A 23,429-nucleotide genomic window follows, 5' to 3' on the forward strand; every position below is an offset into this window, starting at 1 on the left:
TGGTGGGTCGTGTAGGACTTGAACCTACAACCCGCTGATTAAAAGAGGACGGGGAAGCCCCCAGGCGGTAACCGGACAGCCTGGGGCTTATCGCGGGAAGTGCGTCCCAGATGGCGAAAAGAGGCGGGGTGAGGGCGGCAGGTGCCCGGCTGTGTGGGCGGTCTTCCGGGCATGTTTGGGCAACGTTTGGGCAAAAGGGCGCTAAGGGCGGGGCGGAATGGGCTACACGCCCGCATGTAACAGACATACCCGGACAGATAGGCTAGTCTTAGGGCATGACGCCCGCGCCCACCTTGAATGCTGCCGACTTAGCGCGGTGGCTTCGGGCGGGCTTCGCTCAGGTGGCGAGTGCGGGCGGCGCGTGGAAAGCGTTTGTCTTAGACCCCTTCGCTTCGGGAGTGCGCGAAGAGTACACGCGCGGCCCGGTCATCCTGTACGACTCGAAGCCCCGCGAAGACCTGCCCCTAGTGCGGGCACCTGAGCCGCTGCCCCTCGAAGTGCGGGCGGCGGCGGTCAACCTGTGGGCCGCTTCGGGGTACCGGGTCAACCTGCGGCGGCGGCGCTACAGGCTGCGGGCCTTCGGGCGCTGGAAGACGGCAGACCGGACGCTACGGCCCCTGCTGACCTATGAGCCGGGCCTAGACCGCATGGCGTGGGATAACGGCCCGGAAACGCTGGGCACAATTAAGCCCCCTCGCCCCCCACAGGTCTATGTCCCCCCGGCCCCCGAAGAGGAAAGGGCTTACCTCGCCCGCTGGGAACAGTTCAAGGCCCGGCAGGGTGCGCTATTGGCTCAAGAGTGGGCCGGGCAGTATCTGCTCTATTTCCTGTGGAAGCTGGCCCGGTTGCTCGAAGCCCTGGGCTTTCCAGACTTTGAGCCTGTAGAGGTTGCGCCCCAGCCCTTCCCCACGGTGGCCCGGCCACGGCCCCCCACGGCCCCGCTAGCGCCCCCTGTGATCTGAGCGGCCCCCAGCCCCGCTCAGCCCTGCCGCTGTCCCCATAGGGCACGGCAGGCCCGGCCTAGACCGGGAACCCTGACCCGGCGAAGAAGGAACGCCCGGCAGGTCACAGGAACAACCCATGAAGACGTTTCGACCCGCGCCCGAAGACGCGCCCGTGATGCTTCGCCCCTCGCAGATCGTCAAGCGGTACAGCCTGCCGCGTGACCGCGTTTACCGCGCTATCTCTTCCGGCGAGCTTCCGGCCTATGACGCGGGCAGCCCGGCCCGGCCCGCCTTCCTGATACGGGAAGCCCACGTGGAAGCGTGGTTAGAAAGCCTGCGGGTGGCCCCCACAGCCCCCAGGGGCAATAAATGACGCCCGGCGGGAAGACCGGGCGGCGAAGGGAAGCGGGGGGGCTTCGGGCACAGCATAACGGGCTGGGCGGCCCGCTGTGCCCCCTCGCCGGGGGTGTGCTGTGAGCGCCCTGGCGGACGCCCTGCGGCACCCCGCCAACCGTCCGGGGGCGCTGGTGCGGCGGCTGGCCTCTATCGTCAACCCGGCGGCAGACTTGCACGGCCTCGAAGACGGGGGCGGCGTGTTCTGTGACTTCGCGCCCGGCCATGAAGAGAAAGACCCGTCGCTGTCGGCAGATATGGGGCACGGCGGCGCGGTATTCAAGCGGCACGGGAAAGACTTTGAGGGCGGCGCGGTGGGCTTCGTGGCCTACTGCCTGGGCATCTCGAAGGGCGAGGCGGCGGCCCACCTGATCGAGTGGGCCGGGATTGTGGACAGCCCGCCCGAAGCCCGGAAGGGGCAGGGCCGCCCCCAGGTGGGAAGGAAGCGGGGCACGGCGGCCCCCAGCCCGGCGAAGGAAGAGGGCAAGAAAGCCCGGCGGGTCAACCCGGACACGGTGCGGGCGAAGCTGGCCCTACAGGGGCCGCTAGACCCCGAAGCCCTGGCCCACGCCCTGCGGGGGTGGCAGCCCATCGAAGCGGGCGAAGACACCCCGGAACACGCGGAACTCGCCCGGCGTGGCCTCTCCCCTGCCCTGCCGTCCGGGGTGCTTCGGGCCTACCGCTTCGCCGGAAAGGTGGGGCCGGACGGCGGCCCGTGGAAGACCTACAGCCTGCCGCGCCACATCCTGCCGGGCGCGGTGGCCTTTGAGGTACGCGGGCCAGACGGCGCGGTGTGGGCGGTCAAGGTGCGGAACCCCGGCAGTAAAGCGGACCTCGAAGCGGCGAAGGCCACGCGCTACGCCTACCTCACGAAAGGGGGCCACTCGCCCGCATGGTGCGCCCCCGGCTTCGAGGAAGACCCGGCCCGGCCCGTGCTGATCGTCGAAGGCGAGCTCAACGCGGCGGCGGCCCTGCTGATGCTGGAAGCGGCAGGCCAGGGCCACGCCTACCGCGTGCAGGGCGTGGCGTCCGCTTCCGCGTGGCCCCACTTGCACGGCCTGGAAGCGGGCCGCGTGGCTTACATCTATGCGGACCCGGACACGGAAGGGGACGCGGCCCGCGAAGCGTGGGCGAAGGTGTGCGCGTCTGTGGGGGCCACGGTGCGGCAGGTGGGCCGGGCGGACGGCGTGGGGACGCACGTTATCCCCTTCGCCTTTCCTTCGCCGTCTGGAAGCGGATACGTGACGGACGGGGACGCCTGCGAAGCCCTGGGGCGGGTGCCGGACTTCGGGCCGCCCGAAGGTGTGGCCGCATGGCAGGGGGCGCGGCTGCTGTCCGCACTCGAAGAGGCGGGCACGTGGCAGCCCCCGGCGAAGGAAGACGCGGTGGCCGAAGAGGGCCAGGGAAAGCCCGGTGACGTGTGGCTGTCGAAGCGGCAGGGCTTCGGGATACGGGGCGGGACGCTGTGCGCCCTGGAAGTCCGGCGAGGCGAAGACGGGCGGGACTGGGAAGCGGCGGAAGCCCTCGCCAACTTCGCCGCGTACATCCGCGCGGAAGTCTTCGAGGAAGACGGCACGGGCGAGGCGGCCCGCGTCTTCGAGGTGGAAGGCACGCGCCCGGACGGTCAACCCATGCGCCCGGCCCGCGTGCGGGTCACGGCGGCAGACTTCGGGGGCATGGGGTGGGCGGTGCGCGAGTGGGGGGCGCGGGCCATTGTGGGCAGCGGGCAGGGCAAGAAAGATAAGGCCCGCGAAGCTATCCAGCATCTCAGCCTCGCCCGTGGCATCGAAGAGCGCACGGTCTACACGCACACGGGCTGGTTACAGCACGCGGAACACGGCCCGGTGTACCTCACGGCGGGCGCGGTGATCGGGGCAGCGGGCGGCGTGTCCGGCGTGGAAGTGGACTTAGGCCCCGGCCTCAGCGCCTACGCCCTGCCGGACCCTGCGGCGAAGGAAGACGGCAGCCCGCGCCCGGTGGAAGACCTGCGGGACGCGGTGCGCGGCTCCCTCGCCCTGCTGGACCTCGCCCCGGACGCGGTGGGCGTGCCCATCCTGGGGGCGGTCTACCGGGCAGCCCTGGGGCGGTCAGACTTCGCCCTGTGGGTGCCCGGCGAGACAGGGCGGAATAAGACCGCGTACATGGGGCTGGCACAGGCCCACTACGGGGCGGGGTGGAATCGTCACAGGCTGCCCGAAGGGTGGCAGAGTACCGCTAACGCCCTCGAAAAGACGGCCCACACGGTCAAAGACGCCCTCTTGATCGTGGACGACTTTAAGCCCGCCGGGTCCGCCACAGACGTGTCTAAGGCCCACGGCACCCTGACCCGCGTGTTACAGGGCGTGGCGGACGGCGCGGGCCGGGGGCGCATGGAAGTTAAGCGCGGGGGCAGCGGTCTACAGCGGCAGGGGGCACACCCCCCGCGCGGAACGCTCATGTCTTCGGGCGAGACACTGCCGCGCGGTCACAGCAACCGGGCGCGGGTGGTATTGGTGCCCGTAGAAAAGAAGCTGATTCACTCGCGGGCGCTGTCTGAGGCGTACTACCGCGCGGAAGACCTCGCCGGGGGCGGGGTGTACGCCCTCGCCACAGCGGGGTATGCGCGGTGGATAGCGGCCCACTTCGAGGGGGCGAAGGTGGGCGGCCCGGCGCACAGGCGCATGGTGCGGACCCTGGCCCCGCGCTTCGAGGGGGCGCACGGGCGCAACGGCCCGGCGGCGGCAGACCTCGCCTACGGGTGGGCCGCCTTCCTGACCTTCGCCGAAGACCTGGGCGCGGTGGGCCAGGGCGAAGCGGCGGCGCTGTGGGCGCGGGTGGTGTCGGCCCTCGAAGCCACGGCGAAGGGCCAGGGCGAGCACCTGCGGGAAGAAGACCCCGTGACGCGGGCGCTGGCCGTGCTGTCTGGCCTACTCGCACAGGGGCGGGTCTACCTCGAAGACGCGGCGGGCGAAGACTCAGCGCCCCCACCCGAAGACGTGGCCCCGGCCCTGGGGTGGCAGGCGAAGACGTGGCGCACAGACAGCGGCGAGGGCGTAGAACTTCGCACGCGGCCCGGCGCGGTCATGGTGGGCTACTTCGCCCGAAGTGGCGGGGATGAGTGGGCCTACTTCCTGCCGGACGCCCTACACGGCGAGCTACAGCGGGCAGTCACGGCACAGGGCGGGGCTATCCTGCCGGACCCCTCTACCCTCTTCGGGAACATGAAAGACCGCTTTTACCCGGCGGGCCTGATGCGCTGCGAAGTCGAGAAAGGCGGCGAAGGAAAGCCGGGGCGGGTGCGGTCCTATTACAAGGCCACGGTGCGCGGGCAGCGGGGCCGCTTCCTCGCCCTGCGCTTCCCCATAGACCCGGAAACATACAACCTGGGGACAGTGGGGACAATGGGGACAGACGGCGAAGAAAGCACGTCTAGCACGGCGTCCGATGCTGTCCCCACCTTTAATATTTTTTCTGAGGTTCTGGGGACAATGGGGACACCCTCTAGTGTTGCGGCCCCTCTTTCTTCGCCGGACGCCCCCCGCGCCCTGACCCTGGAAGACCTCGAAGACCTGCCGGAAGGGGCGGACCTACCGGGGGTGGTGACGCTGTGAGGGGGGCGGACGTGGCAGGCCCCATCCTCGCCGCCCTCGAAGCGGCAGGGGCACGGCTGGCCCTCACACCTGACGGCGAAGGGCTGACCCTCACGGGGAAGCGGCCCCCGGCGGACGTGTTGGAAGCGGTGCGGGCCGCGAAGCCTGCCCTACTCGAAGCCTTGCGGACGGCGAAGGAAGAGGCGGCCCCGGCTGCGGCTTCCTCTTCGCCGGACCTGGGCACGGGCGGGGGTGTGACTTCCGCTCACACCCTGCCGGACCTCGCCCCGTGGGAAGACCTGCCGCCCACGGCGAAGGAAGGGCGCGGCCCGCCCCTGCCGGACTGGGGGGCGCTGTCTGCCCTGCCGGGCCACTGCGGAAGCTGTGCCCGGTGGGAAGAGGCCCCGGACTGGGGCGCACTTATGGGCACCTGCGGCTGCCCGCCTTCCGCGTGGCCCGGCAACCTGCCGCCCCTCGCCATACACGCCGGGCACAGGTGCGCGGCCTACCGCGAAGAGGGCCAGGACTTCGGGCGCGGGTACCGGGCGAAGGCGGCGGGCAAACGGTACGGCCCCCGGCCACTCGAAGACCTGGGGGCCGCGTGACGGGGGTGGAATGGGCCTGTCTGTGCGCCTACGCCCGGACGCTGCCCCCTGGCCCGGTGCGCCGGGCGGTGCGGGCGCTGGCCCTGGGGGGCCGCCCTGACCGTATGGGGGTGGCCCTGGTGACGGCGGCGGGGCTGGGCTACCTCCACAGGGGCAGACTCACGCCCCAGGGCGAAGCGGTGGCCCGCGCTTTCCTTCGCCGCGAAGGACTGGGGCTGTGAGCGGCGAAGGGATAACGCCCCACGGGTACGCCCTGGCCCTCGCCTTGCTGTCTGAGTCTGCCGCGCCCTTACCCGTCCGGGTGGCCTGGGCTGCCTTCCTTCGCCGGATTGAGCCGGACCCCGAAGAGGTACGCCGGGCGGCCCTGGAAGCCCACCTAACGGGCCACTTACGGGCGGGCAGGCTGACCGCGAAAGGGCGCGGGGACGCGCTGGAATACCTGCGGGGTGTCCCCATCCCCCCCCCGTCTATTCACGGCCCCCAGGTGGGGCGAGGTGGTGAGCTATGAACACTGACCCGGTACAGGCCCGGCAGGGCAAGCGAAGGAAGAGGCGCGGAAAGCCCGGCACCCTCGAAGACGCGCGGGCGCTGCTGTGGCGTGCCCTCACGCGGGCGGGCGAGCTCCTGGAAGAGGAAGACCCGCTTCTCAGCCTGAAAGCGATACACGCGGTCAGTCAGGGCGCGAGTGCTTACGCGAAGATCGTAGAAGTGGGCGAGTTGGAAGCCCGGATAGCGGCCCTCGAAGGGCAGCCCGGCGAAGAAGAAGACGCCCCCACGCCGGGGCCACGGCTGGGCAGGGGTGCGGCGTGACGCGGGGGAAGGTGCGCCGGGTGGCCGCCCTCGAAGCCCGGCGCGGGGTACGGCGCGGCGTGGTGATCGTGTGGCCTGACGGGGTGCGGGACGGGTGGGGACGCCCGGCGAAGGAAGAGGGGGCGGCCCTGACCGTGCGCCTTCCTTCGCGGCCTATGACGCCCGGCGAGATTGAAGCGGCGCGGGGGCAGGCATGACGCGCGGCAAGGTGCGCCGGGTGGCTGCCCTCGAAGCGAGGCGGCGCGAGTGGGAAGCGGCCCACGTGCCCCTGTCTGACCTGCCGGGCTTCCTCTTCGCCGTGCTGTCTGCGGTGGAAGCGGAAGCCGGGGCGGACGCGGCGGGGCAGATCGCGGGGCGGATTGTGGAAGAGAAAGCGGCCCGCGTTCACGCCCTGCTGTCCGGTTTGAACGCGGCGCAACTTGGGGACGTGGCCCGGCGGGTGGGGCTGCCCCTGCCGGACTTCGCGGGCCTCTCTGCGGCTGATCTGGCCCGGCTGTACTTTGACCCGGCCACGTGGGGGCAGGCATGACCGGCAGGCGCGGCAGGCTGGCCCGCCTGGAAGCCCGGCGGCGTGATGGGGGCGGGGACATGGTGGGCATCTTCGAGGCGGACGTGGGCGCGGGGCTGTGGCGCGAAGCCGGGGGCCAGGGGCGGACCCTTCCCCTTTCACCGGAAGACTTCGGGGAAGGCGGCAGGCTGGAAGGGGCAGGCGGGGCGCTGCTGATGCTGGCCCCGGCGGGCGGGTCCAAAGTGATCGCTAACGTCCGGGCGGCGGACCTGTGAGGGCGCGGGGCAAGCTGGCCCGGCTCGAAGCCCTGGAAGCCCGCGAAGCGGCCCGGCGCGAAGAGGTAGGGGCCGCAAACGGGGCACACATCGAAGCGGCGGAAGCCCGCCTAAGCCCCGAAGACCGGGCCGCGTGGCGGGACGCTTCGCGCGGCCTCGAAGACCCGGACACGGTGGCCCGTCTGACCCGCGCCTGTGCCCACCTGCCGGAAGGGGTGCCCTTCCCCCACCCGGCGAAAGAAGAGGCGGAAGCGTGGGCGGACGTGGCCCTAGATCAGCCGGACGGCTGCCCGCTGCTGGCCCCACCTGCGGGCCGGGCGGCGGACTTCGCGGCCTACTTCGGGGCGTGCGGGGCGTGGTGTGACGGTGAGGCGCGGCGCGTGCCCCTCTCGGCAGACGTTCACAGGCTGGCCCGGTGGGGCGCGGCCCTGTGGCGGCTGTGGGCGGCCCTGGCCCTGACCCTGGGGGACGCATGACGGCGAAGAGGAAGCGCGTGGAAGCCCTCGAAGCCCGGCACGTGGCCCGGCGGGAACGGGGGCAGGAAGAGGCGCGGGCCTACCTCGCCGCCCTCTCTGACCGGGAGCTCGACGAGCTCCACGCGGCCTACCTGCGGGCGGAAGGGCACCCGGACCCGGACGCGGAAGCGGCGCGGGTGGGGGCAGAGATACGGGCCATGTCTGACGCGGACCTGCGGGCGCTGATAGATCGCCTCGAAGCTGGGGGGGCAGCATGAAGGCGAAGCGGGCGCGGCCCGAAGCCCTGCGGGGCTGCTCCCACTTCGGGCGGCCTATGACACACCTGGGGTATCACACGCCCGGCCCGGTGCCCTACGTGGCCCGCGTGCGCCTTCGGGAAGCCTGCGAAGCCTGGGGCCTGAGCGTGTATCAGGTCGCCATGTCCGGCTATGCACAGGGCACGGTAGACCCGGCCACGGTGTACCGCCTCGCCCGTGGGGACACGTCGCGGATTGACCTGCCCACCCTGGCAACCGTGGCGGGCATCTTGCACACCCTGACCGGGCAGCCTGTGACGGCCTTAGACCTGCTGACCCTCGAAGAAGACGGCGAGGCGGTGGCCCGGTGGGAAGCCGGGGACGGGGACACGTGGCGCGGCAGGTAGGCCCGGCGAAGGAAAGACGCGGGGGGCCACTCTCGCCCTAAACGGAAGTGGCCCCTACACGCGGAAGACCTCATATTTCTCTATCACTTGCCCGCCCTGGCCCCCGCTTTCGCACTCGAAAAAAGGTTAGCTTTTGTTAGGTGGTATTAACGCCCACCACAACCCCTAAACGCCCTACAGGTGAGCGTTTTTTCCTTTCGCCGGGTGGGTGTATTTCCTAGCACCTTGTCCAGCCTTGACCACCTTCCGGCGGCCCCCAGGTGGGGGGAAGTTGTCACAGATTGTTACAACCTCGCCCGCGCCCCTTCGGGCAGGTTGTCGGGAAGTGCGACAACCTCACAGCCCCACACCTGCCGCCCTGAGCGCGGGGTGTGGGGCTGTGAGCAATCGTCAACCTATGAGGTCCGTCTTAGCTGTGGGACACGCTGACGCTTTAGCGCACGATCCCAGACCCCGGGCCTGCTGACGTGAGTCTCATTTCAAAGGTTTGAGTGTACTTAGGCCAATAAGGGTGGGAGAGCGGGTTAATAACGATCTCGCCCTTAAACACTCCTCCGATGAACTTACCAAAAGCAAATGCCCTTCTGCTGCTATTAGAATAAGCAAGCACATGAGTATAGCTTTTGCCTGCAATGCTTTCTGATAATACCTGATTGTCCCTAGGGCCTATCTCTTGAAAATAACAACTTATTACGTCAATATCCTGAGGTGACAGCCAACCAAAATAACATTCGTTGAATGGGAGACCTTGCTCCCTCGGGTAGACAATGACTGTTATTTCCCTCTCTGGCCTTGTCGGTGAGGCTTGTACCGCCAGTCGCCATACGCCTTCTAAGCGCGAAGGGGGCACGGGGTCGCCTGTGATGTGATCGAAGGGCGGGGATGCTGGGGCTATCGGTGCTGTGGGTGCGGGGGCGTTGCAGCCGGACAGAACGGCAGAGGTGAGCGCAAGTGCCACAGCAGAGCTGAGGGTACGTTTCATCGTCTTTCCTCCTGCCCTGAGGCTATACCTGTCCGTATAGGTACGTGGGCGAAAATGGGGATGCGCGTCGCACTTTCCGACAACCTCAGCCCCACCCCTGCCGGGTCTTTTACCCTGCCACGCCTTACCACCTGCCCCACACCTGCCGTTCTAAGCGCGGGGTGTGGGGCGGCAACCGTCACCCTATGGTGATCGTCGAAGGCCCGGCGAAGGAAGACGGGGGCCGCTGCCCCAGGTGCACGCGGGCGAGCGGTGAAAGAAGACGGGCCGCCCCTAAGTGTCCCGTTGCTGCTGAAAATGGATCTATCAAGGGGCACACTGGGGCCATGAGCCGGGGACCGGGACGGGTACAGCGGGGCATTCTCGAAGCCCTGGAAGATGGGCCGCTGACCGGGCCTGACCTCGCCCGGCAGGTGGGGGCCGGGGAAGACAGCACGCGCCGGGCGCTTCGCCGCCTCGAAGCGGGGGGCCGGGTGGTGTGCCTGGGCTTCGCCCTGGGGGGTGGGCAGCGGTGGGGCCTGCCGCACCTGCGGGAAGCACGGGCGGCCCTGCTGAGCCCGGAACGGGAAGCCCACCTAGCGGCAGTCATGGGGCCACGCTTCGCCCGGTCCTTCCGGCGGGCGGTGGTGTCCGGGCTGTAGGGCGCGGTCTTTTTAAGGCTTGCAAGTTCTTACAAGTGGCCCCCGCGTGGGGCTGTCCCGTTTGTCTCGCCTGCGGGTGGGGGCGTTGCGCGTGTTACATCCTCGCCGCCCTCGCCCCTGCCGGGTCTTTTTAAGGGTGGCGATTGTGGGCAATTCCCGCCCGTGGGGGCCTGGCATTCTTTCGCCGGGTGTCACCTGCCGGGCCAGGGTGGGGCATGACACGGCGAAGACTGGAAAGGCTCGAAGACCGGGCGGGCCTGGGGCGGGCAGCGTGGGCGGCGGAAGCGGCGAAAGGGGAACGGCTGGCCCTGGAAGCGGTCAGGGCGAGGGGCGGGGACGCCCGGCAGGTGGAAGCGGTGCGGCGGGCCTTCGCGGGCTTCCGGGCGGTATGGCGGCCAGGGGCAAGCGGCGAAGAGAAAGCACGCGCGGCGGACGTGGCGCTAGACGTATTGGAAGAGGCGCTAGACCCTGCCGCCTTCGCCCTGGCCCTGGCCTTGCTGAGTGCGGCGGCAGAATAAGCGCGTTTGAAACGCGGGAAAGCCCCCGGCGGGCACGGGGCCGGGGGCATCTTCGGGGCGGGTCTAGAAAGGTGGGGGCTAGTTCAAGGGCGAAGCCTGCCCGTCTTCCCCTTCGCCGTACTCGAAGCCAAAGACCCGGCGGACCTGCCGGGCATCCTGGGGGGACAGCCTGACCGTCACAGCGTCCGGGGTGCCCATGAAGACGGCGAGGAAGGCCCCCCCGTCTGGCAGTGGGGTCAGGGCGCACTCTGCCCGCCCCACGGCGTAGGCTTCGCCGCCCCCCATATGAAGGCGCACGCGGTCCCCCGGCAGGACTTCGAGGCGCTGCGCTTCATGCACCGTGGGCGGCCACGGCAGGGGCAGGCCCGGCGGGAAGGGCAGGTCTGTCAGGGCAGACAGCACGGCGTCTAGCAGGGCTTCCGCTTCGCCGTCTTCGAGGGTGGGCACGGCTTCGAGCAGGTGGGCCACGGTGTACCACGCGGCGCAGAGTCCGGCCTCTTTCGTGTCCCCGGCCTGCCCGGCCCACGCTGGCAGCGCGTCCGGGGTGCTGATCGCGGCCCGGAAGCTGTCCCGAAGCTCGGGGGCCAGGACGGGGGCGGCCCGCCCGTACCACGTCACCGCCCACAGCCGGGCGCGGGCCAGGGTGCCCCAGGCTTCCCCTTCCGGGTCTTCGAGAAAGGCGGTCAGACCTGACCCGGCGAAGCGGAGCACGGCGAGGGCTTCCCCCAGGGCCTCGCCGTGGGGCGGGGGGAACGTCTGGAAGGCGGCGAAGGCTAAGGGCAGGTCTTCGAGGCGGCCCCGGATGCGGCGGGCGCTGGGCAGGGTAGCGGCGAAGGCGTGGGCATCGTGTACGGCGGCAGGGTCAGGCATGGGGGGTGTCCTTTCGGGGGGGCAAGGTAGGCCCGGCGAAGGGGGAAGCCGGGCCAGGGTGGGGGGGCTAGACGGTGGGGGCTTCCTCTTCGCCGTGTGGGGCAGCTAGGGCCGCTTCCAGCGCGTCCGCCTGCTGTGCGGCGAGGCGGGCCGCGCGGTCTGGGGTCAGGTGGCCCCCCTGATCGGAGGCCAGTAACCCGGCGAGGGCGAAGGCGGCGAAGGATTCACGGCGGGTCAGGCGGTCAGGGGTGGGGGGCAGGGACAGGCGAGGGCGGGCTTTCTTCGGCTCAGTCATGGGGGGGCTTCCTTTCGAGTGGGGACGTGGGGGGCGGGTCTTTTTTAAGGGGGGGGATTTTCCTTCCCCCCCAGGTGGGGCGCGGGCCTGGGGCCGGGCGGTCACGTCTTCCGGCTGACCGGGTGGGGGCTGGCCCCTGTGCTGGCCCGGATGGTCACGGCGAAAGAAGAGGCCACGGGCAGCGGGGGCCAGGGCGGGCGCACGTCCGGGCGAGGGCGCACGGGGCGGGCTTCGCGGCAGGTCACGCGGCCCCCCTTCCACCTTCGCCGGGGCCGGACCCCTCGAAGACCCGCCGGGCCTGGGCATACGTCCCCAGGGCTTCGATAACCTCACGGGCCGCCCTGACCGCGTGCAGGGCGAGGCGCTGCCCGGTCCCGTCCCCCTCGAAGGTCACGCCGGACCCGGCAGGCAGGAAGACGCGGCGCGGGCCTTCGGGCAGCGGGTGGGGGACTTCCACCCGGACGCCCACGCCTTCGGGCACGCGGAAGACCTGCGGGTGTCCGGCGTGGCTGAGAGTCCCCAGGTACAGGGCGGGCCGCCCGTCCCCCTCGAAGATCACAGCGGCGGTGCTGAGGGCCACGGCCCCAGGGAAGAGGGGCCGCCCCTTCGCGCCCTGCCGCCTCACGCTTCGCCGCCTTCCTGGGGGCCGCCCTTCCTGCTTAAGACCGCTTCCACGTGGGGCCACAGGTGGGCGGGGACGCGGAAGCCGGGCACGGTGTAGGCCGGGCTGCCCCAGGCGGTCTGTCCACCTGACCCGGTGAAGATCAGCACGCGCCCGCCGTCCGGCTGAATGAGGGTGAGCGTGTCCGGGCCGGGGTGAATGGTACGGGCCTCGCCGTGGGTATCGAGAAAGTAGGGCCACAGGATGCCCCGCTCAGGGTCCGCCGGGCGGTAGGCGGCCAGCATGGGCAGGGCTTCCGCATGGAAGGCCACGCGGTCAGGTCCGGCAACCTCGAAAGCGGGGGCACGGTGCGCCCGGCGAAGGCGGCGAAGGTGGGCGAGGCGGTACGCCTTCCCGTAATCTTCGGCCATCCATGCGCCGGAAAGCTGCTCAGTGATCTCTCTCAACTCTTCGCCGGACAGCCCGGCGGCCCCCCACTGGGCGGCCCACGCGCCCACGGCGGGCGAGGCCAGGGCTTCTAGATCATCCTGGGCAGCTTTTCTCAGGGCGTCATGGGCGGCGCACACGGCGCACAGGTGATAGTCAGCGCGGCCCGGTAGGGGCAGCCCTGCCGCCTCGCCGCACCCGTCACACAGCCCCCAGGGGCGGGGCAGGGTGCGGTCAGTCATGGGCGGGGTCATGCTTCCACCCGGCGAAGGGACAGGGCACGGGCCAGGGGTCCGCACAGGTGGGCGGGGACGCGGTAGGCGCGGCGCGGGTCTTTCCAGTTATCGAGTAGCACGCCGGACCCGTCCGGCAGGGGAAGCAAGGACGCGGGGGCGCGGGGCGGCAGAAAGTCATACCCGGCGGGCGCGTCTTCGAGGAAGAGGGCCGCGCCCTGACCGGGGGCCGCCTCGAAGCGGGCCAGGGTGGGCAGGTGGGCGAGGGTGGGCCAATTACGCATGGGGGGCACGTCCTTTCCGGGTCAGGTGGGCGAGGGTCAGGGCCAGGGCGAGAAAGCCCACGGCGGGGCCAGTCACGGCGAAGAAGTAAGCGGCGGGGCCGGGCTGCGAAGCGAGGTACAGGCACAGGAAGTAAGCGGGCCACAGGTAGGGCATGGGGGCTGTCCTTTGGTGGGGGCCGGGGCTGGAAGCGGGAAGCGGCGGGGGCGCGGGGTGCGCTCTCTCTTCGCCGGGCAGGTCACGCGGGCACGGCTTCCAGCCGGGGGCAGGGGGTGGGGGGCGCGGGTGGCCCCCCTGCGGGGTCAGGCTTCCGGGGTCACGCTCAGGGTGTAGGTGTGCCCGGCGCGGCTGATGGTGACGGCGTACCCGGTGGGCGTCTTCTCTTCGCTTCCGGCCCACCGCTGGGCACGCGCCCCGAAGAGAACGCGGGCAGCGGGAATAACCGCGTGCGAAGGGCTTTCCGCTTCGATGCTGTAGGGGTTGAGCATGTTCCCCATAGCGGGGGTGACGGTGTAGCGGGTCACGCGGCCACCTGCCCGGCGAGGGTGTGGGCCTGCGGGTACAGGGCGCACAGGTGCCGCCACACGGCGCGGGCTTCCACAGGGGACAGGGCGGCGAGGCTGGGCACGGGTGCCCATTCCCCCAGGGCAGCGGCGGCGAGGCTGTAGTGCTGGGCGCTGGGCAGCCCCAGGCGGCCCATGATCTTGTGCAGGCGGCAGGCGGCGGCCTTTCCGATGGGCGCGGGGGCCAGTGTCTCGGCGGTGACGGTCAGGCTGTCCGCGCGGCGAAGAAGGCCCACGGCCTCGGGGGTGGGGACTTCCTGCCCGTCCACCGTGGCGACAATCCCGGCGGCGGTCATGGTCAGGGTGACGCTGTGGCGGGCCACTTCGCGGACCACGCCGCAGTCTTGAAAGTAGGTCACGGTGGCCCACGTGCGGGAAGTGGCGGGGGTGTTAGTGTTCACGGTGCTCCTTTGGTGTTGCTGGGGGAGTCAGTCAGGGACGCGGAAACTTGGCGGTAGAAGCGTCTCTTTCTGCTGACCTGATACTAACCCTTTCGGTTAGGTATGTCAACCGCTACGGTTAGTATTCCAAAAGTGTTAGGCTGTCCCCATGAATGAAGAGATACGGGCACAGGTAGACGCCCGGCTAAAAGAGAAAGGGCTAAGCCGGGCGGACCTCGCCCGCGCTACAGGTATCCACCCGAACGCGATAACCCGCGCCCTTAACAACACGGGCGGCAGGGGCGGCAACCTGCCGCCCGTATGGGTTGCAATCCTCGAAGCCCTAGACCTGCGGCTGACGGTGGCCCCAGGGCAGGAAGGCAAGCCCGGCGAAGGGAAGACGTGACCGGCAGGCGGTGGGGGGCACTCGCCCTGTACGCCCTGGCGGTGGCCGTGTTGCTGTGGGCGGCGCTGGGCTTACGGCAGGGCGAGACGGTGCCCCCCGTCTTCCTGCTGGCCCCTGTGCTGGCCCTGATCGCGGGGCGGCTGTGGAAGTCCGGCGAAGAGAAAGGCGGCAGGTGAAGCGGCGGGGGCTTCGGGCGGGCGCGTGGCTGGTGTTGCTGGCCCTGGCCCTCGCCGTCTTTCCCTTCGCCGTGTGGCAGACGGTGGGCCGCGCCCTGACCGCTTCCACCTGGGGCCGCCCGTGGGAAGCCCTGGGGTGGGCACTCTTCGCCCTGGCCTTCGGGTGGGGCAGCCTGCGGGCCGGACGGGACGCGGGCAAGCTGTGGCGCGAAGGGGCACGGTCTAAGCCCGGCTGAGGGCGTGGGGTAGGCGGCAGGGGGAAGCCGGGCGAGGGGTGCCCACGCTTCCCCCTTCGCCGTGCCCCAGGTGGGCCGGGGTCTTTATCACTAGACCCTCACGCCCGGCGCGTGTCGCTGGCCCCACACGTGGGCCTGTGGGCGGTGAAAGAAAGAGGGCCACAGGGCAGGGCGAAGACCGGGGGCCGGGGGCGAAGGTGGGGGCGCGGGGGGGGTCACGCTGCCCACGTCGGCAAGATGATCTAACCCGAAGACGGGGCGCGGGGGCTATCGGCGAAAGAAAGGTCCGCGCCCACTTTTTGCCGTGCTACACGGCCCGCCCATTTTGGCGAGGAAGACAGAAAGGGGGGATTTACTCAGCCCTGAGTCAAAGACCCGGCCCTCTTCGCCGCGTCACAGACTGACGCGCCCGCGTGGTAGGTGCGCCCTGATCTACGCGCCCCAGATGTGGACGGCGAAGGAAGACGGGGGCAGGGCTTTCCTATGGCGTCCGGCAGGTGCCCACGCTGTCCGGGCACGTCTTAGGCTGGGCACGTGGGGAAGATCAAGCGGGGACATGGGGAGGGGGAATACACGCCCCTCGAAGACGGGCGGGTGAGGTGGCGTGTCCGGGTCACGTACCCGGACGGCACGGGGGCGCGGCCTTCGGGCACGGCCCGGAACATGACAGCGGCGCGGGCGGCAGTGGCAGCGGCGAAGCGGGAAGCGGACGCCGGGCAGCGGCCCGCCTCGAAGACTCTCACGGTGGGCGAGATGGTGCGCGAGTACATGGGGGCGAAGGCGGCAAGCTGGGCACCCCGGACCCTGTGGAATAACACGGCCCTCTATGAGCGCCACATCCTGCCCCACCTGGGGGCGAGGCGGGCGGCAGGGGTGCGCCCCCCGGACCTGCGGGCTTACTTCGAGATGCTGGGCACGCCCCGGCCCCGGACAGACGGGCAGCCCGGTAAGCCCCTGGGGTACAGCGGGCAGCATCAAATACACGTGTTGCTGTCCGGCGCGTATAAGCGGGCCATAGCGGACGGGCTGCTACGGGAGAACCCGGCACAGCACGCGCGGCCCATCCGCCCCAGGGAAGACGGCGAAGCGAAGCGGAAAGCCTTTAAGCCCGAAGACCTCGCCCTCTTCCTGGGGGCCGCCCTGGAAGACCGCGCGGCCCTGCCCCTGGCCTTCCTCGCCTTTACCGGGATGCGGCTAGGCGAAGCCCTGGGGCTACGGTGGGCGGATATCGAGGAAGACCCGGACGCGCCCGGCGAGTACGTGGCGCGGGTGCGCCGGACCCGAAGCGAGTACAGCGGGCAGCATTACACGGGGCAACCGAAGACCGCGAAGGGCCGCCGGACGCTGCCCCTCTCAGCGGACGCGGTGGCCCTGCTTCATGACATGCAGCGGCGGGTCACGCTCGAAGCCGGGGCCACGGGCTACCGGGGGACGCTGGGGCCAGACTCTCCCGTCTTCCCTGCGGCGGACGGCGTACCCATGCGGCAGGAAGCGGCGCGGGACGCCATGCGCCGGACCTGTGAGCGGGCCGGGGTGCCCCGGCTGTCCCCCCACGCCCTGCGGCACAGCGCGGGGACTTACCTCATTTCACGGGGGGCGGACGTGGTGAGCGTGGCGGCCATTCTGGGGCACGCGCAAGCCTCCACAACGCTGAACTTTTACGCCCACGCCCTGCCGGGCAAGCTGCGGACCCTGGCCTACGGGGTCGAAGACCTGCGGGGGCAGAGTCCGGCGAAGGAAGAGGCAGCGGACGCCCCAGCCCCTCGCCCGGCCCGGAAGGTGGGCGGGAAGACCCGGAAGGGCGGCCCCCGGCGGTAGCTGTCCCCAGGTGGGGCCGCTGCTGTCCCCACGCTGTCCCCACCTGGGGACACTGTGGGGACAGTCTGGGGACAGGGCGGGGACAGCGTGCTAGACGCGCTTTTCCCGTTTGGGCCTTCGGGCGCTGTCCCCACGGTCTAGGGCGTGTGGGGACAGCGGTTTATGCCGTGTGGATGGGCGTTTTTCGTCTTTTCTGGCCCTGCTGTCCCCATAGTCCCCACTTTTTTACAGGGGGTACAGGTGCCCTATGTTTTTCCTCGAAGTGCGGACGTGGGCCGGGGCTGCCCCTTCCCTCTTCGCCGGGTCTTCGAGACGGGCGGCAGAGTGCCCCCCCGGAAAGCGTTTGGGCAACATTTGGGCAAAAGTGGCGCGGAAAGCCCGGACAGCGGGGGGCAGGGCGGGCGAGGGGTAGCAGAAAAGCCCGTGCTAGACGGGCTTTCTTTGGTGGGTCGTGTAGGACTTGAACCTACAACCCGCTGATTAAAAGTCAGCTGCTCTACCGATTGAGCTAACGACCCGCACGGGAGGGTGGGAACTGCGGTTTCGCAGCGGGCCTGAGTATAGGCAGCCTCCNTCAGCTGCTCTACCGATTGAGCTAACGACCCGCACGGGAGGGTGGGAACTGCGGTTTCGCAGCGGGCCTGAGTATAGGCAGCCTCCCCACCCACGTCAACGCCAGTCACCCGGACGCGGGCCGGGGGCTCAACGCTTCATGCCGGGCGGCATCGGGGGCATGCGGGGCGGCTTCATGCCCTTGCCCATGCCGCCGGGACCGCTCATGCGCTGGAGCATCTTCATCATCTCCTTCATCTGCTCGTGCATCTTCAGCAGCCGGTTGATGTCCTGCACGGTGTGGCCGCTGCCCGCCGCAATGCGCTTGCGGCGGCGGCCGTCGATGATCTTGGGATTGCGCCGCTCCTTGGCGGTCATGGACGAGATCATCGCGTCGATGCGCTGAATCTGCTTCTCGTCCACGTTGAAGCCTTCCGGCAGCGCCCGGCTCATGCCCGGAATCAGCTTGAGCAGATCGCCCAGCGGCCCCATCTTGCGAATCTGGCGCAGTTGCAAGAGCAGGTCCTCGAGATCGAACTCACCCGGCTTCTTGACCTCCATCGCCTTGAGGTCGGCCTGCTGCGCCCGCTCGATCAGGCCCAGTACGTCGCCCATGCCCAGGATGCGGCCCGCCACCCGGTCCGGGTAGAAGGGTTCCAGGCCCGTCAGCTTCTCGCTGGTGCCCGCGAAGTAGATGGGTTTGCCCGTCACGCTGCGGGCGCTCAGGGCCGCCCCGCCGCGCGCGTCGCCGTCCATCTTGGTGATGATCAATCCGGAGAGGTGCACGCGCTCGTCGAACACGCGGGCCACGTTCAGCGCCTCCTGCCCGGTCATCGCGTCCACGACGAGCAGCGTCTCGGTGGGCTGCAGTTCCGCCTGGAGGCTGGCGAGCTGGTCCATCAGCGCCTCGTCGATCTGGAGGCGGCCCGCCGTGTCCACGATCACGAGGTCGCGGAAGTCGGTTTTCAGGTACTCGTCAAGGCGGCGCTTCGTTTCCTGGGGCGTCTCGCCGTCGGCCACCTTGAGGACCGGCACGCCGACCTGATTCGCCAGCACCTCGAGCTGGTCGCGGGCGGCGGGGCGCTGGGTGTCGGCGGCGACGAGCAGGACGCGGCGGCCCTTGCCCTTGTAGAAGGCGGCGAGCTTGCCCGTGCTGGTCGTCTTGCCCGCCCCCTGAAGGCCCACCATGAACCACACGTTGCCCTCGTTTTTCAAGGTGGGCTGGTGGGTCTCCCCACCGAGGGTCTGGATCAGTTCGTCGTGGACGAGCTTGACGACCGTCTGCCCGCCGGTCAGCGATCCCTGCACCTCCTGACCCACCGCCTTCTCGGTCACGCGGGCCACGAACTCCCTGGCGACGGTGAAGTTCACGTCGGCTTCCAGCAGGGCCATGCGAATCTCGCGCATGGCCTCCTTGACCTGTTTCTCGGTCAGCTTGCTCTCGCGGCCGACCCGGTCGAGGATGTCCTGCAACTTGTTCCCGAGCGCCTCAAACATGCGGCGAGGCTAGCATGGGCAGGTGAGCGACTTCGTGCCGCCCGTCCCCAGGGGAAAACTCGTCCGTGACGGGATTCCCGAGCGCTTCCCGGCGAGCCGATACCGCGTGCTGGACGCTGCCGACTACGGCCAAGCTCTGCGGACCAAGCTGACCGAGGAGGTCGGGGAGTCCCTCGCGGACGGCACCCCGGAGGAATTGGCCGACGTGCTGGAGGTGCTGCGGGCACGCAAGGCAGCCGAGCGTGGGGCCTTTGCGGAGCGGGTGTGGCTGGAGTTGCCGGACGGGGAACCTAACGCCCGTTAGCCGCCCCGCGCTATCCTTTTCCGCATGACCAAAGCTGTGATCGTCTCGGCGTCGCGCACGCCGACGGGCAAATTTCTGGGGGCCTTGCAGGACGTGACCGCCGTCGAACTAGGGACCATCACCCTGCGCGAGACCCTGCGCCGGGGCGGGATTCCCGCCGAACTTGTCGAGGAAGTCATCATGGGGCAGGTCGTGCAGGCCGGGAGCGGGCAGAACCCGGCGCGGCAGGCAGCCCTGAAAGCCGGCCTCTCGCCCGAGGTCGGTGCCCTGACCGTGAACAAGGTCTGCGGCTCGGGCCTCAAGGCCGTCATCCTGGCGGCGCAGGCGATCCGCGCGGGCGACCAGACGATCATGCTCGCGGGCGGCATGGAGTCCATGAGCAACGCGCCGCACCTGCTCCCCGGCGCCCGCAAGGGCTACCGCCTGGGGCACGCGCAGGTCCTCGACGCCAACACGCACGACGGCCTGTGGTGCTCCATCAACGACGAGGGCATGGGCCTGACCGGCGAGCGCGTGGCCGAGAAGTACGAGATCGGCCGCGAGGCGCAGGACGCCTACGCCACCCAGAGCCACCAGCGTGCGATTGCTGCGACTGAGGGTGGCCGCTTCCGCGACGAGATCGCCCCCGTGACCGTGAAGGGCCGCAAGGGCGACGTGGTCGTGGACACCGACGAGGGACCGCGTGCGGACACCAGCCCGGAGACGCTGGGCCGCCTGAGGCCCGCCTTCAAGCAAGGCGGCACGGTCACGGCGGGCAACGCGCCCGGCCTGAACGACGGGGCGTCCAGCCTGCTGATCATGTCCGAGGAAGCGGCGCAGGCGCACGGCCTGACCCCGATGGCCGAGATCACCTCCTACGCGACGGGCGGCCTCGCCCCCGAGTGGGTGATGATGACCCCGGTTCCCGCCACGAAGAAGCTGCTGGAAAAGAGCGGCCTGAGCGTAGGCGACGTGGACCTGTGGGAGCTGAACGAGGCCTTCAGCGTCCAGAGCCTCGCCGTGCAGCGCGAGCTGGGGCTGGACCCCGAGCGGGTGAACGTGAACGGCGGCGCGGTCGCATTGGGGCATCCCATCGGCGCGTCGGGCGCCCGCATCCTGGTCACGCTGCTGCACGCGCTGCGGCAACAGGACAAGGAAACCGGCGTGGCAACCCTGTGCATGGGCGGCGGCAACGGGCTGGCCCTCAGCGTCAGGCGGCTCTCGTAAGCTGGGCGCATGACGCAACCGCCGACCCTGTGGGTGATTGAAAGCACGTATCTCAAGAGTGGCGATGACCTCGCCGCCGTCACGCCCCGGCACCGTGAATGGTTGGACGGGCATTACCGCTCGGGCCTCTTTCTGACCTCGGGCCGCAAGGTGGACGGCACGGGCGGCGTGCTCCTCGCGCAGGCCGAGAGCCAGGAGCAGTTGGAGGCCGTCTTCCGCGACGACCCCTTCGTGCTGGAGGGCTGCTCGGAGTACCGCTACACGGCGTTCACGCCGGTCAAGCGCGGGCGAGTGCTGGCGCTTGAGGGCGTGGCGCTGGTGGAATAAATGCCCCACGTCACTCTGGCCGGCTTCGAGATGACCGTGCTGGGCTACGAGTTTCCAGACACCGACCCCGCTCAGTCCTTTTACGATGCCAACTGGCTTTTTGTGGAAGCGAAGATCGGCTCCGATGACGGATTCATTCATCTGAAAAAAGACGCCTGTCTGCTGACCTCAGAGCTTCATGATCTTGTCGGGCAGTTGGAGTTCTTCGTGAAGCCCCAGGGCCACCGGAGATGGCGAGCGGAATTGAGGACGATGGAACCATATCTGAAGATCCATCTCGAACAGGACCAGGACTCGGGGCTGATCTTCGCCGCAGAACTCCGAGTCGATGCTGGAAGGACTATTCAGGAATTCAGGGTGCAGTGGGACATAGATCAGGACCAGCTTGAGGAGTTACATCGGCAACTTTCCCGCCTGAGTCAGCAGTTCCCCATCAAAACAGCCAAGGAGAACCCATGAACTTCGGAGTCATCGGAGCAGGACAGATGGGCGGAGGCATCGCGCAGGTCGCCGCGCAGAGTGGCTTTAGCGTGGTTGTGCAGGACGTGAAGCAGGAGTTTCTGGACCGGGGCCGGGCCGTCATTGAAAAGAGCCTCGCCAAGCTGCACGAGAAGGGGCGGCTGACGGGCACGCCCGAGGAAGTGCTGGGCCGCATCAGGTTCACGACCGAACTCGCCGACTTTGCAGACTGCGACATCGTCGTGGAAGCCATCGTGGAGAACGAGGCGATCAAGGCGCAGCTGTTCCGGCAACTCGGCGAGATCGTCAAGCCCGGCGGCATCCTGGCGAGCAACACCAGTTCCATCCCGATCACCAGCCTCGCCACGGCGAGCGGGCGGCCCGAGCGCTTCATCGGGATGCACTTCATGAACCCGGTGCCGCTGATGCAGCTCGTCGAGGTCATTCGCGGGTACTCCACCAGCGACGAGACGGCGCAGCGGGTGACCGAGGCGGCGCGGGCGATGGGCAAGACGCCCGTGGAATGCAACGACTTTCCCGGCTTCGTGTCCAACCGCATCCTGATGCCGATGCTGAACGAGGCCATCCAGTGCGTGATGGAGGGCGTGGCCGAACCGGAAGCCATCGACCAGATCATGAAACTGGGCATGAACCACCCGATGGGACCGCTGACGCTGGCGGACTTTATCGGGCTGGACACCTGCCTCGCCATCATGGAGGTGCTGCATCAGGGGCTGGGAGACGACAAGTACCGCCCCTCGCCGCTGCTGCGGAAGATGGTGCAGGCCGGGCTGCTGGGGCGCAAGAGCGGACGGGGCTTTTACAGCTACTGAGGCTGAGCAGGAGAAAGGAGCGAAGGCCCATGCCCTCGCTCCTCCTTTTGCCGCCTAGAGCATTTGCCATAAGAATGCGGTGGGTTTCCGCATTCGTGGGCCGAGCGGACTTGCAAAGCGGCGCAGCAGAGCGAGCGACTTGAAGAAGAGCATTGGGCATTCGGGGAGGCACCTGGGGCGCCCGTCCCCGGGGGCCGTCATTCTGTCCAATGCTCTAGCTGTGGCCGGGGTCCGAATCGTCGGTGGGGCGGCCATGCTTGCCAGCGCCGCTCGCCCCCTCCTCCGGGGAGGGCTGGGGGGTGTCCTGGGCCGACTCGGAGAGGGGCGCGTGCTCCTCGTCGTGCGTGTGGGGGGTGCGGCCGCGGCCTTCGTCATTCTTCGTCATGGTAGACCTCCTCAGCGGCCCTGCGCGTAGTATTCCGCGTTGGGCTGGAACCCGAGCGCACTGCTCACGCGGTTGGTCATGTTGAACATGCCGATCACCTGCACGAGTTCCATGATCTGGTGGTCGTCCAGGCCCACCCCGCGCAGGGGCCCCAGGTCGGCCTCGGTCACCTCGGCGGGGCGCAGGGTCAGGTTCTCGGCGTACTCGCACAGCACGCGCTCGCGCTCGGTCAGGGTGGCGTGACGCCAGTTCACAGCCACCGCGTCGGCCTTGTGCGGGTCGCCGCTGAAGTGACGCAGGGCCGCCCCGTGCGACACGGCGCAGTACAGGCAGCGGTTGGCCCCGCTGACCACCACGGCGACAAGTTCGCGCTCAGCGTTGGAGAGAAAGCCCTCCTTGTTCAGCAGCAGGTTGAAGTAGTTCCACCACGCCAGGAACTGCTCGCCGTTCACCGCCTGCGCCCGGAACACGTTGGGCACGAAGCCCATGTTGGCCTCGGCCTTGCCCCACAGCTTGCTCACGCCCTCGGGCACCCCGGAGGCGTCGGGGACGGGCAGGTAGGAAATCCGGGTGGCCTTTTCAGAGGGTGGGGTCATGGGCACAGCTTAGCGGGCGGGGCCGGAACTCCCCTCGCCCGCCCCGCGTATCCCAGCAGCGTATGAGTCTCGCCTTTCTGGTCTTTCTGGTCGCCTGGATCGTCGGCATGGTCGGCACCTTCGTGCCCGCGCTGCCCGCCACGCTGATCATCTTCGCGGGGACGGTCGCCGCCACCTTCATCGACGGGTTTCAGGTCTGGCCCGACCTGCCCTTTCTGCTGACCTTCGCCGTCATCACCTTCCTGATCTCCATGATCGACAACGTGGCCTCGGCGTGGGGGGCGCGGAAGTACGGGGGCAGCAAGCAGGCCGTGTGGGGTGCCTTGATCGGCGGGCTGCTGGGGATTTTTATCCCCTTTGGCCTGATCGTGGGACCACTCGCCGGGGCCCTGATCGCGGAGCTGTTCGTGGTCCGCAAACCCGTGCTGGACGCGACCCGCGCCGCCTGGGGCACCCTGATTGGCCTGCTGACCGGGATCGCCGCCAAGCTGGTGCTGCACCTGCTGATCGGCGTGTACGAGCTGTGGCGGCTGTGGGACCCGGCCAGGAGCATCTTCGGCTGAGCACAGACTTCGGGGGTCGGGGCGCAGGCTCCGGCC

At 69.4% G+C, this 23,429-nt stretch carries 35 protein-coding genes and 1 tRNA gene; 24 read left to right on the top strand and 12 right to left on the bottom strand.

What is annotated here, in order from left to right:
• Window positions 1-398 precede the first annotated feature (398 nt).
• From QOL99_RS02900 to QOL99_RS02965, 14 genes are all read left to right on the top strand, one after another.
• The gene (locus QOL99_RS02900) at window positions 399-962 is read left to right on the top strand and encodes a hypothetical protein (RefSeq protein WP_285521123.1); all 564 of its coding nucleotides are present in this window, start codon (window positions 399-401) and stop codon (window positions 960-962) included.
• A 118-nt stretch (window positions 963-1,080) separates the two neighbouring features.
• Window positions 1,081-1,317: a helix-turn-helix domain-containing protein gene (locus tag QOL99_RS02905; protein WP_285521126.1), complete on the top strand. Its 237-nt coding sequence runs from the start codon at window positions 1,081-1,083 to the stop codon at window positions 1,315-1,317.
• Window positions 1,318-1,417: 100 nt separating this feature from the next.
• Window positions 1,418-4,927, top strand: a complete 3,510-nt coding sequence (locus QOL99_RS02910; protein ID WP_285521129.1) for a DUF927 domain-containing protein — start codon at window positions 1,418-1,420, stop codon at window positions 4,925-4,927.
• A gap of 11 nt (window positions 4,928-4,938) precedes the next feature.
• Window positions 4,939-5,511, top strand: coding sequence for a hypothetical protein (locus QOL99_RS02915; RefSeq protein ID WP_285521131.1), 573 nt, complete (start codon window positions 4,939-4,941; stop codon window positions 5,509-5,511).
• Window positions 5,508-5,732: a hypothetical protein gene (locus QOL99_RS02920; RefSeq protein ID WP_285521133.1), complete on the top strand. Its 225-nt coding sequence runs from the start codon at window positions 5,508-5,510 to the stop codon at window positions 5,730-5,732. Before QOL99_RS02915 ends, QOL99_RS02920 begins: the two co-directional genes overlap by 4 nt.
• Before the next feature lie 283 nt (window positions 5,733-6,015).
• Window positions 6,016-6,321 (top strand): hypothetical protein, encoded by a 306-nt coding sequence (locus tag QOL99_RS02925; protein ID WP_285521135.1) that lies wholly within the window; start codon window positions 6,016-6,018, stop codon window positions 6,319-6,321.
• On the top strand, window positions 6,318-6,518 hold the full coding sequence (locus QOL99_RS02930; protein ID WP_285521138.1) for a hypothetical protein: 201 nt from the start codon (window positions 6,318-6,320) through the stop codon (window positions 6,516-6,518). The genes QOL99_RS02925 and QOL99_RS02930 overlap by 4 nt, the downstream gene beginning before the upstream one ends.
• Window positions 6,515-6,850 (top strand): hypothetical protein, encoded by a 336-nt coding sequence (locus tag QOL99_RS02935; RefSeq protein ID WP_285521140.1) that lies wholly within the window; start codon window positions 6,515-6,517, stop codon window positions 6,848-6,850. The genes QOL99_RS02930 and QOL99_RS02935 overlap by 4 nt, the downstream gene beginning before the upstream one ends.
• On the top strand, window positions 6,847-7,104 hold the full coding sequence (locus QOL99_RS02940; RefSeq protein WP_285521142.1) for a hypothetical protein: 258 nt from the start codon (window positions 6,847-6,849) through the stop codon (window positions 7,102-7,104). Before QOL99_RS02935 ends, QOL99_RS02940 begins: the two co-directional genes overlap by 4 nt.
• Window positions 7,101-7,580: a hypothetical protein gene (locus QOL99_RS02945; RefSeq protein WP_285521144.1), complete on the top strand. Its 480-nt coding sequence runs from the start codon at window positions 7,101-7,103 to the stop codon at window positions 7,578-7,580. Before QOL99_RS02940 ends, QOL99_RS02945 begins: the two co-directional genes overlap by 4 nt.
• Window positions 7,577-7,837: a hypothetical protein gene (locus tag QOL99_RS02950; RefSeq protein WP_285521146.1), complete on the top strand. Its 261-nt coding sequence runs from the start codon at window positions 7,577-7,579 to the stop codon at window positions 7,835-7,837. Before QOL99_RS02945 ends, QOL99_RS02950 begins: the two co-directional genes overlap by 4 nt.
• Window positions 7,834-8,223, top strand: a complete 390-nt coding sequence (locus tag QOL99_RS02955) for a hypothetical protein (protein ID WP_285521147.1) — start codon at window positions 7,834-7,836, stop codon at window positions 8,221-8,223. Before QOL99_RS02950 ends, QOL99_RS02955 begins: the two co-directional genes overlap by 4 nt.
• Before the next feature lie 1,308 nt (window positions 8,224-9,531).
• Window positions 9,532-9,846 carry a winged helix-turn-helix domain-containing protein gene (locus tag QOL99_RS02960; protein WP_285521148.1) on the top strand — a complete coding sequence of 105 codons (315 nt, stop codon included), beginning with the start codon at window positions 9,532-9,534 and terminating at the stop codon, window positions 9,844-9,846.
• Window positions 9,847-10,061: 215 nt separating this feature from the next.
• Window positions 10,062-10,364: a hypothetical protein gene (locus QOL99_RS02965; RefSeq protein ID WP_285521150.1), complete on the top strand. Its 303-nt coding sequence runs from the start codon at window positions 10,062-10,064 to the stop codon at window positions 10,362-10,364.
• A gap of 78 nt (window positions 10,365-10,442) precedes the next feature.
• Here QOL99_RS02965 and QOL99_RS02970 read toward each other — a convergent pair whose 3' ends face one another.
• The 8 genes from QOL99_RS02970 to QOL99_RS03005 all read right to left on the bottom strand — a co-directional run bounded on the left by QOL99_RS02970 (window position 10,443) and on the right by QOL99_RS03005 (window position 14,056).
• Window positions 10,443-11,234 (bottom strand): hypothetical protein, encoded by a 792-nt coding sequence (locus tag QOL99_RS02970; RefSeq protein ID WP_285521151.1) that lies wholly within the window; start codon window positions 11,232-11,234, stop codon window positions 10,443-10,445.
• Window positions 11,235-11,301: 67 nt separating this feature from the next.
• Entirely contained in the window at window positions 11,302-11,529 is a 228-nt protein-coding gene (locus QOL99_RS02975; protein WP_285521156.1) for a hypothetical protein, read from the bottom strand.
• A gap of 241 nt (window positions 11,530-11,770) precedes the next feature.
• Complete coding sequence (locus QOL99_RS02980; protein WP_285521158.1) at window positions 11,771-12,109, bottom strand: hypothetical protein; 339 nt, start codon at window positions 12,107-12,109, stop codon at window positions 11,771-11,773.
• Between the two features lie 41 nt (window positions 12,110-12,150).
• Window positions 12,151-12,831: a hypothetical protein gene (locus QOL99_RS02985; protein WP_285521160.1), complete on the bottom strand. Its 681-nt coding sequence runs from the start codon at window positions 12,829-12,831 to the stop codon at window positions 12,151-12,153.
• Window positions 12,828-13,094 carry a hypothetical protein gene (locus QOL99_RS02990; RefSeq protein WP_285521162.1) on the bottom strand — a complete coding sequence of 89 codons (267 nt, stop codon included), beginning with the start codon at window positions 13,092-13,094 and terminating at the stop codon, window positions 12,828-12,830. The genes QOL99_RS02985 and QOL99_RS02990 overlap by 4 nt, the downstream gene beginning before the upstream one ends.
• A complete protein-coding gene (locus QOL99_RS02995; protein WP_285521164.1) occupies window positions 13,087-13,248 on the bottom strand; it encodes a hypothetical protein in 162 nt (53 codons plus the stop codon). Before QOL99_RS02995 ends, QOL99_RS02990 begins: the two co-directional genes overlap by 8 nt.
• A 146-nt stretch (window positions 13,249-13,394) precedes the next feature.
• On the bottom strand, window positions 13,395-13,616 hold the full coding sequence (locus QOL99_RS03000; protein ID WP_285521166.1) for a hypothetical protein: 222 nt from the start codon (window positions 13,614-13,616) through the stop codon (window positions 13,395-13,397).
• On the bottom strand, window positions 13,613-14,056 hold the full coding sequence (locus QOL99_RS03005; RefSeq protein ID WP_285521168.1) for a hypothetical protein: 444 nt from the start codon (window positions 14,054-14,056) through the stop codon (window positions 13,613-13,615). The genes QOL99_RS03000 and QOL99_RS03005 overlap by 4 nt, the downstream gene beginning before the upstream one ends.
• 148 nt (window positions 14,057-14,204) lie before the next feature.
• Here QOL99_RS03005 and QOL99_RS03010 point away from each other — a divergent pair, with 148 nt between their 5' ends.
• The 4 genes from QOL99_RS03010 to QOL99_RS03025 all read left to right on the top strand — a co-directional run bounded on the left by QOL99_RS03010 (window position 14,205) and on the right by QOL99_RS03025 (window position 16,671).
• Entirely contained in the window at window positions 14,205-14,441 is a 237-nt protein-coding gene (locus QOL99_RS03010; protein WP_285521170.1) for a helix-turn-helix domain-containing protein, read from the top strand.
• A complete protein-coding gene (locus QOL99_RS03015; RefSeq protein WP_285521172.1) occupies window positions 14,438-14,617 on the top strand; it encodes a hypothetical protein in 180 nt (59 codons plus the stop codon). Before QOL99_RS03010 ends, QOL99_RS03015 begins: the two co-directional genes overlap by 4 nt.
• The gene (locus tag QOL99_RS03020; RefSeq protein ID WP_285521174.1) at window positions 14,614-14,853 is read left to right on the top strand and encodes a hypothetical protein; all 240 of its coding nucleotides are present in this window, start codon (window positions 14,614-14,616) and stop codon (window positions 14,851-14,853) included. Before QOL99_RS03015 ends, QOL99_RS03020 begins: the two co-directional genes overlap by 4 nt.
• A gap of 534 nt (window positions 14,854-15,387) precedes the next feature.
• Complete coding sequence (locus QOL99_RS03025; protein ID WP_285521176.1) at window positions 15,388-16,671, top strand: tyrosine-type recombinase/integrase; 1,284 nt, start codon at window positions 15,388-15,390, stop codon at window positions 16,669-16,671.
• Between the two features lie 442 nt (window positions 16,672-17,113).
• Here QOL99_RS03025 and QOL99_RS03030 read toward each other — a convergent pair.
• Window positions 17,114-17,189 (bottom strand) — tRNA-Lys (locus QOL99_RS03030).
• Between the two features lie 184 nt (window positions 17,190-17,373).
• The gene (ffh, locus tag QOL99_RS03035) at window positions 17,374-18,720 is read right to left on the bottom strand and encodes a signal recognition particle protein (RefSeq protein ID WP_285521177.1); all 1,347 of its coding nucleotides are present in this window, start codon (window positions 18,718-18,720) and stop codon (window positions 17,374-17,376) included.
• 22 nt (window positions 18,721-18,742) lie between these two features.
• On the opposite strand from ffh, the gene QOL99_RS03040 reads away from it, so the two are divergent.
• From QOL99_RS03040 to QOL99_RS03060, 5 genes are read left to right on the top strand one after another with little or no spacing between them, the layout of a single operon-like run.
• The gene (locus QOL99_RS03040) at window positions 18,743-19,024 is read left to right on the top strand and encodes a nucleoside triphosphate pyrophosphohydrolase (RefSeq protein WP_285521179.1); all 282 of its coding nucleotides are present in this window, start codon (window positions 18,743-18,745) and stop codon (window positions 19,022-19,024) included.
• 24 nt (window positions 19,025-19,048) lie between these two features.
• Window positions 19,049-20,230: a thiolase family protein gene (locus QOL99_RS03045; protein ID WP_285521181.1), complete on the top strand. Its 1,182-nt coding sequence runs from the start codon at window positions 19,049-19,051 to the stop codon at window positions 20,228-20,230.
• A 9-nt stretch (window positions 20,231-20,239) separates the two neighbouring features.
• A complete protein-coding gene (locus tag QOL99_RS03050; protein ID WP_285521183.1) occupies window positions 20,240-20,557 on the top strand; it encodes a YciI family protein in 318 nt (105 codons plus the stop codon).
• Window positions 20,558-21,016 carry a WapI family immunity protein gene (locus QOL99_RS03055; RefSeq protein ID WP_285521185.1) on the top strand — a complete coding sequence of 153 codons (459 nt, stop codon included), beginning with the start codon at window positions 20,558-20,560 and terminating at the stop codon, window positions 21,014-21,016.
• The gene (locus QOL99_RS03060; RefSeq protein WP_285521186.1) at window positions 21,013-21,849 is read left to right on the top strand and encodes a 3-hydroxyacyl-CoA dehydrogenase family protein; all 837 of its coding nucleotides are present in this window, start codon (window positions 21,013-21,015) and stop codon (window positions 21,847-21,849) included. The genes QOL99_RS03055 and QOL99_RS03060 overlap by 4 nt, the downstream gene beginning before the upstream one ends.
• Window positions 21,850-22,063: 214 nt before the next feature.
• On the opposite strand, the gene QOL99_RS03065 is transcribed toward QOL99_RS03060, so the two are convergent.
• The gene (locus QOL99_RS03065) at window positions 22,064-22,234 is read right to left on the bottom strand and encodes a hypothetical protein (RefSeq protein ID WP_285521188.1); all 171 of its coding nucleotides are present in this window, start codon (window positions 22,232-22,234) and stop codon (window positions 22,064-22,066) included.
• An 11-nt stretch (window positions 22,235-22,245) separates the two neighbouring features.
• Window positions 22,246-22,830: a peroxidase-related enzyme gene (locus QOL99_RS03070; RefSeq protein WP_285521190.1), complete on the bottom strand. Its 585-nt coding sequence runs from the start codon at window positions 22,828-22,830 to the stop codon at window positions 22,246-22,248.
• Window positions 22,831-22,892: 62 nt separating this feature from the next.
• Here QOL99_RS03070 and QOL99_RS03075 point away from each other — a divergent pair, with 62 nt between their 5' ends.
• Window positions 22,893-23,393: a DUF456 domain-containing protein gene (locus QOL99_RS03075; RefSeq protein ID WP_285521192.1), complete on the top strand. Its 501-nt coding sequence runs from the start codon at window positions 22,893-22,895 to the stop codon at window positions 23,391-23,393.
• Window positions 23,394-23,429 lie beyond the last annotated feature (36 nt).

The sequence above is a fragment of the Deinococcus rhizophilus genome (assembly GCF_030271215.1).
In the GTDB taxonomy this organism is placed as follows: Bacteria; Deinococcota; Deinococci; order Deinococcales; family Deinococcaceae; genus Deinococcus; species Deinococcus rhizophilus.